Source organism: Streptomyces sp. HSW2009 (assembly GCF_040240285.1).
Lineage (GTDB): Bacteria > Actinomycetota > Actinomycetes > Streptomycetales > Streptomycetaceae > Streptomyces.
In genome coordinates, this window is the sequence record NZ_JBEHZD010000445.1 from 1 (window position 1) to 6,865 (window position 6,865).

Consider the following 6,865-nt stretch of genomic DNA (forward strand, 5'->3'; position numbering starts at 1 on the left):
GGCCGGTCCGGCGCCGGCGCGGCGGGGCAGGCCGGCGCGCCCGCCGCAGGCCCCGGCGTGGCCGCCGCGCTGGCCGGCCTGCCGGCCCCGCCCGCACTCCTCGCCAAGGTCGCGGCCCTGCCACCGACGACCGACACCCCCGACGTCGACGAGGCGGCGGCGACCCGCCCCGAGCGGGACTACGGGCTGCGCCAACTGCTGCGCGGCTTCGGCAAGCCACTGGCGATCAGCCTGCTGCTCGTCTCGCTGGACGCGCTGGCCGGGCTGTTGCTGCCGGTGCTGATCCGGCACGGCATCGACCAGGGCGTGCAGCAGATGGCGCTCGGCGCGGTGTGGGCCGCATCCGGCCTGGCCCTGCTGGTGGTGCTCGGGCAGTGGGCCGCCCAGATCGGCGAGACCCGGATGACCGGGCGCACCGGTGAACGCGTCCTGTACTCGCTCCGCGTGAAGATCTTCGCCCAACTCCAGCGGCTCGGTCTCGACTACTACGAGCGAGAGCTCAGCGGCAAGGTCATGACGCGGATGACCACCGACGTCGACGCGTTGTCCACGTTCTTGCAGACCGGCCTGGTCACCGCGTTGGTCAGCCTGCTCACCTTCTTCGGCATCCTGGTCGCCCTGCTGGTCATCGACGTGGAACTGGCCCTGGTGGTCTTCGCGACGCTGCCCGTGCTGATCGTCGGCACCGTCTTCTTCCGACGCCAGAGCGTCAAGGCGTACGAGTTGGCCCGCGAGCGGGTCAGCGCCGTCAACGCCGACCTCCAGGAGAACGTCGCCGGGCTGCGCATCGTGCAGGCGTTCCGCCGCGAGGACAGCGGCCAGCAGCGGTTCGCCGAGCGGAGCGACGCCTACCGGCAGGCCCGGGTGCGCGGCCAGTGGCTGATATCGGTGTACTTCCCGTTCGTCCAACTGCTGTCGTCGGTGGCCGCCGCGCTGGTGCTGATCGTCGGCGCCGGCCGGGTCAGCGACGGCACGCTCACCGCGGGCGCGCTCGTGGCGTACCTGCTCTACATCGACCTGTTCTTCGCCCCCGTACAGCAGCTCTCGCAGGTCTTCGACGGCTACCAGCAGGCCACCGTCTCGCTGGGCCGGGTGCAGGAGTTGCTGCGCGAGCCGACGACGACGCCGGTGGCCGAGGCGCCGCGTCCGGTGCAGCGGCTGCGCGGCGACATAGCTTTCGAGGACGTGCAGTTCCACTACGGCACGGGCGAGCAGAGCGAGGCCGCGCTGACCGGCATCGACCTGCGGATACCCGCCGGCCAGACGGTGGCCTTCGTCGGCGAGACGGGCGCCGGCAAGTCCACCCTGGTCAAGCTGGTGGCCAGGTTCTACGACCCGTCGGCGGGTCGGGTGACCGTGGACGGTGCGGACCTGCGCGAGTTGGACCTCGCGCAGTACCGGCACCGGCTTGGCGTGGTGCCGCAGGAGTCGTACCTCTTCCCCGGCACGGTGCGGGACGCCATCGCCTACGGGCGCCCCGACGCGTCCGATGCGGAGGTGGAGGCCGCGGCGCGGGCGGTGGGCGCGCACGACATGATCGCCGTGCTGGACGGCGGCTATCTGCACGAGGTCACCGAGCGGGGCCGCAACCTCTCCGCCGGGCAGCGGCAGTTGATAGCCCTGGCCAGGGCGGAGCTGGTGGGTCCCGACGTCCTGCTGCTCGACGAGGCGACCGCCGCGCTCGACCTGGCCACCGAAGCCCTGGTCAACCAGGCAACCGACCGGCTCGCCGGCGCCCGCACCACGCTGGTGGTGGCGCACCGGCTGACCACGGCCGCGCGCGCGGACCGGGTGGTGGTCCTGGACCACGGCCGGGTCGTCGAGGACGGCACGCACGAGGAACTGCTGGCGCGCGACGGGCGGTACGCGCGGCTCTGGCACGCCTTCACGGGGGGTGAGATGGCCACCACGGCGGCGGTCGTGGGCTGACGCGCCCGGGCGCCTGCGTCGCGGCCCCGCGCCACGGCCCCCGCCCCGCCCTGACCTGCCCCGTGCCCGGCGCCCACGCCGCCGCCCAGCCCTACGGCCCGGCCGCCGGCCCGTACCAGCCGCGACATCACCCCAACGGGCGTACCACCAGCCGGCCACCCGAGGCGGGGCACACCAGGCGGGGCGGGCAGGCCGGTCGCCCCAGGCGGGGTGGGGCAGGGCAGCCACCTCAGGCGGGGCAGAGCGGCGCGAGACAGGCCAGACCAGGCCAGACCAGGCCAGACCAGGCTGGACAAGGTAGGCCAGACCAGGTCAGGCAAGGCAAGCCGGGCTCAGGCGGGCCAGGTCAGACGACGGCCAGTCAAGGCCAGGCAAGCTAGGCCAGGCCGGGTGAACCAGGCCAGAGCGGGGCAGCCAGGCCATGCAGGGCCAGGCGAGCCAAGACCGGGCCAGACAAGTCAGCGTCCGGGCTACGGTTCCATCCCGCTCGCGCGGGCGATGGCCTCCACCTCGCGGCGGTCCGCCTCCCGTTCGGCCGCCTCGGCGGCCACCCGGCGTCTGTGCCGGTCCAGGAAGTCCGGGTCGCAGGCGCGGTCCTGGGGCACGAGGACCTTCATGCCCTTGGCGTGGGGCGTGTCCCCGAGGTCGACGACAACCCGCTCGTCCTGCGAGGTCAGCAACCCGAACAGGACCAGGAGCTCGGCCTGGAGGTCGGGCGTGAACAGTTCGCGTTCCTCGGGGTCCATGCCCAGTTCGTAGGTGCCGCCGCGCACCGCGGGTGAGACGCTGAGCTCGCGGAGCAGCCGCATCAGGAGTTCGAGGGACGGCGGATCGATGCGCTGCGCGAGATCACTCAGGTATTGGCGTAACCGTTCGGCCCGTTCGCTCGGTTCGGGGGCCGCGGGCCCCTGGGATTCCTCTCGGTCCATGCCGACAGCATGGGTCATCTCACCCAACGAGGGGAGGGGGCCGACACAGCGTAACGGCGGCGGGCCGGGCGCTCCGGGGCCGGGACGGAAGTCACCACACCCCCTGCGAACTGGGGCTAGCCGATCGCAGGTGCTCCCTATAGGTTCACGGCGACCACTGTGAACTTTGTGAAACTCCTGGGGAGGGCGAATGCACAAGTCGCTCAGATGGCTGCTCACGCTGGTGGTGCTCATCGGCACCGTCGGTGTGGGCTCTGCTTCGGCCGGTACGGCCACCGCTGCGGAACCGGACGACATCAAGGAACGCATCCTCGACATACCGGGGATGAGCTTCATAGAGGAGAAGCCCTACGACGGGTACCGCTTCCTCGTCCTCAACTACGAGCAGCCGGTCGACCACCGGCACCCGTGGAAGGGGACGTTCAAGCAGCGGATCACGCTGCTGCACAAGTCCGTCGACCGGCCCACGGTCTTCTTCACCTCCGGCTACAACGTGAGCACGAGCCCGCGCCGCAGTGAGCCGACGCAGATCATCGACGGCAACCAGCTCTCCATGGAGTATCGCTTCTTCACCCCGTCCCGGCCGCCGCCGGCCGACTGGAAGAAGCTCGACATCTGGCAGGCCGCCAGCGACCAGCACCGCCTGTACAAGGCCCTCAAGCCGATCTACGGCAAGAAGTGGCTGGCCACCGGCGGCAGCAAGGGCGGCATGACGGCGACGTACTTCCGCCGCTTCTACCCGCACGACATGGACGGCACCGTCGCGTACGTGGCCCCCAACGACGTGGTCAACCACGAGGACTCGGCGTACGACCGGTTCTTCGCCCGGGTCGGCAACCGCGAGTGCCGCGCCAGCCTGACCGCCGTGCAGCGCGAAGCCCTGGAGCGCCGGGACCGGCTGGTCGCCCGCTACCAGAAGTGGGCCGGCGAGCAGGGCCGCACCTTCACCGTGATGGGCAGCGCCGACAAGGCGTACGAGAACGCCGTGATCAGCCTGGCCTGGGCGTTCTGGCAGTACAGCCTGGAGAAGGACTGCGCGGACGTGCCCGCGCCGACCGCGTCCGACGACGTGCTCTACAACTACATCGACAAGATCTCCGGCTTCGAGTCCACCACGGACCAGGGCCTCGCCGGCTACACGCCGTACTACTACCAGGCGGGCACCCAGATGGGCTGGCCGACGGTGCAGTACGGCAAGCTGCGTGACCTGCTGCGCTACCCGGGCATCGACGCGCCGCGGCACTCCGTCCCGGCCGAGATCCCGATGCGCTTCGACCCGCGCCCGATGCGGGACGTGGACCACTGGGTGCGCCAGCACGGGCAGCAGATGCTGTTCGTCAACGGCCAGAACGACCCGTGGGGCGCCGAGCCGTTCCACGTGAAGCAGCGCAACGACTCGTACGTGTACACGGCGCCCGGCGCCAACCACGGTGCGAACATCGCCGGGCTGCCCGCCGCGCAGAAGGCGAAGGCGACCGCGCGCGTCCTGGAGTGGGCGGGCGTGCAGCCGGCGGCCGTGAAGTCCGGTGCGCAGACGGCGAAGCCGCTGGCCGCGTACGACAAGAAGCTCGACCGCCAGGAGCTGACCCGCGAGTCCGCACTGCGGCCGTAGCGGAGGTGGCGGGCCGACACCGGTACGTACGCGCGTGCGCGCGTGGCCGACCGGTGGAGTGACCCGCCGGTGCGGAGGGGCGTCCGGATTCCGGGCGCCCCTCCCGCGCGTCAGGGCGCGGGACGGCGCGGCCGATTGCGGCAGGTCAGGCAGGTCAGGCGGGAGGGGCCGGTGCGCGACGGGGCCGCGGGCCGAGGACGGCGGGTCGTGCGCGTGGGATGCGGCGTCGGTCAGCCGGCCGTGCGGTGCGGCCAGTGCTCCTGGAGGATGCGGACGGTCTCGGTGATGGCCGGGCGGCGGGCGGCCCCCGGGCGCCAGAGCGCGTACAGCCGGCGTACGGGGGTCGGTTCGAGCGGTACGACGACGACCCCGTCCGGCACCGGGCCCCGGCCGAGGCGCGGCACCAGGGCGACCCCGAGACCGGCCGCGACCAGCGCCAACTGGGTGTGGTACTCGGCGACCTGGTAAGCCAGGTCGGGCTCGTGGCCCGAGGCGCGCAGCGTCCGTACCAGCCAGTCGTGGCAGACCGAGCCGGGCGGCTGGCAGATCCACCGCTGGTCGGTCAGGTCGGCGCGGCGCAGCACGGCGCGGCCGGCGAACGGGTGGTCACCCGGGACCAGGACGTCCGACGGGTCGTCGCCGATCACCGCCCGCTCGACGCCGTCGGGCGCCGGCAGCGGCGAGATGTCCCAGTCGTGGGCGACGGCCAGGTCGATCACGCCGCGGGTCACCAGATCGGGCGAGAGGTGCGGGTCCACCTCGATCATCCGGGTGTCCAACCCGGTGTGTCGGGTGGCGAGTTCGGCCAGTACGGAGGGCATCAGCCCGCGCGCGGCCGAGGCGAACGCGCCGATCGCCAGCCGCCCCGACGGCTGCCCGCGCCGCTCTTCGAGCGTGGTCTCGGCGCGCTCCACGATGGACAGCAGCTCCTGCGCGGTGTCGGCCAGGTGCTGGGCCGCGTCGGTGAGGGCGATGCCGCGGCCCTGCCGCTCCAGGAGCGTGGTCCGGGTCTCCCGCTCCAACTTGGCGATCTGCTGCGAGACCGCCGACGGGGTGTAGCCGAGGGCGATGGCCGCCGCGCTGACCGAACCGTGCACGGCGACCGCGTGCAGCGCCCGCAACCGCGCCAGATCCAACATGGTGTCCGCCACCTCTGCTTTCGCTCGTACCGTCGCTGGCCTGGCCTGGCCTGGCCTGGCCTCGCCTGGACGGGACTGGCCCGCCTTGCGTCCGTACCGTCGGGCCCGGCCGTGGCCCGCCTCGTGTCCGGACCGCCGCACGGTCGATCGCCCCAGGCCCGGCCCGCCGCGCGGCCGTACCGCCCGCACTGCCCGCATTACCTGAACCGCCCGCACCGCCCGCACCGCCCGCACTGCCTGAACCAACAGCCCCGGCAGCTTGTAGCAATGCTTCATCCAACCATGAAGACACTTGCGCTGGTGCTACAAGGTTCGGCGGGGCGATGCTCGACGCCATGCGACCCGTTCACATCGCCCTGGCCGTGTTCGTCGCCGCCGCCTGGGGCGTCAACTTCGTTGTCATCGAGATCGGTCTCGACCACTTCCCGCCGCTGCTGTTCTGCGCCCTGCGGTTCGCCGCGGCTGCGGTGCCGGCGGTGTTCCTGATCGGCAGGCCGCAGGTCGCCTGGCGCTGGGTGATCGGGGTGGGGCTCGCGCTCGGCGTGGCCAAGTTCGGGCTGCTGTTCATCGGCATGCAGCAGGGGGCGCCCGCGGGGCTCTCCTCGCTGGTGCTCCAGGTGCAGGCGGTGTTCACGGTGCTGTTCGCCGCCCTCGTACTCGGCGAGCGGCCCGGCCCGGCACGGCTGGTGGGGATGGGCGTCGCACTGGTCGGCATCGCGGTGGCCGCGGTGGACGAGGGCACCTCGGGCCCGCTCGTCGGGCTGGGCCTGGTGGTGGCCGCCGCGCTCTGCTGGGGCGTGTCGAACGTGCTGACCCGCAAGGCCGCACCGCCGGACGCGCTGCGGTTCATGGTGTGGGTGAGCGTGGTGCCGGTGCTGCCGCTGGTGGTCCTGTCGCTGCTGTTCGAGGGCCCGGACGCGGATCTGGCAGCCCTGCGCGGCCTCGACTGGAGCGGCCTCGGCGTCATCGCGTACGTGGCCTGGTTCACCACCCTATTCGGCTTCGGCGCCTGGGGCCTGCTGCTGCGCACGTACGACGCGTCCGCGGTCGCCCCGTTCTCGCTCCTTGTGCCGGTCTTCGGGATGTCGTCCGCGGCCCTGCTGCTGAACGAGGACGTTAGCCCGCTGCGCTGGCTGGCCGCGGTGCTGCTGGTGGGCGGGGTGGCCCTGACGTCCTTCACCGGCCTCCGCCGCGGGGGCCGGCCGGGCGGCGGGCCTGGCGGGCGGACCGGGGCGCGGGCCGGCGGCGGGGCCCCG

At 72.7% G+C, this 6,865-nt stretch carries 5 protein-coding genes; 3 read left to right on the forward strand and 2 right to left on the reverse strand.

All coding sequences use genetic code 11. The features are described from left to right. A partial coding sequence (locus tag AAHZ94_RS25755) for an ABC transporter ATP-binding protein (protein ID WP_349995622.1) occupies nucleotides 1–1,929 on the forward strand: 1,929 nt, incomplete at its 5' end. Nucleotides 1,930–2,399: 470 nt separating this feature from the next. Here the strand turns inward: AAHZ94_RS25755 and AAHZ94_RS25760 are convergent. Then, on the reverse strand, nucleotides 2,400–2,858 hold the full coding sequence (locus tag AAHZ94_RS25760) for a hypothetical protein (protein WP_349995624.1): 459 nt from the start codon (nucleotides 2,856–2,858) through the stop codon (nucleotides 2,400–2,402). 190 nt (nucleotides 2,859–3,048) lie between these two features. On the opposite strand from AAHZ94_RS25760, the gene AAHZ94_RS25765 reads away from it, so the two are divergent. Then, nucleotides 3,049–4,470, forward strand: a complete 1,422-nt coding sequence (locus tag AAHZ94_RS25765) for a S28 family serine protease (RefSeq protein WP_349995626.1) — start codon at nucleotides 3,049–3,051, stop codon at nucleotides 4,468–4,470. Between the two features lie 230 nt (nucleotides 4,471–4,700). Here AAHZ94_RS25765 and AAHZ94_RS25770 read toward each other — a convergent pair whose 3' ends face one another. Further along, a complete protein-coding gene (locus AAHZ94_RS25770) occupies nucleotides 4,701–5,609 on the reverse strand; it encodes a LysR family transcriptional regulator (protein WP_349995628.1) in 909 nt (302 codons plus the stop codon). 335 nt (nucleotides 5,610–5,944) lie between these two features. Here AAHZ94_RS25770 and AAHZ94_RS25775 point away from each other — a divergent pair. Then, the coding region (locus AAHZ94_RS25775) for an EamA family transporter (RefSeq protein WP_349995630.1) at nucleotides 5,945–6,865 on the forward strand (921 nt) is incomplete at its 3' end.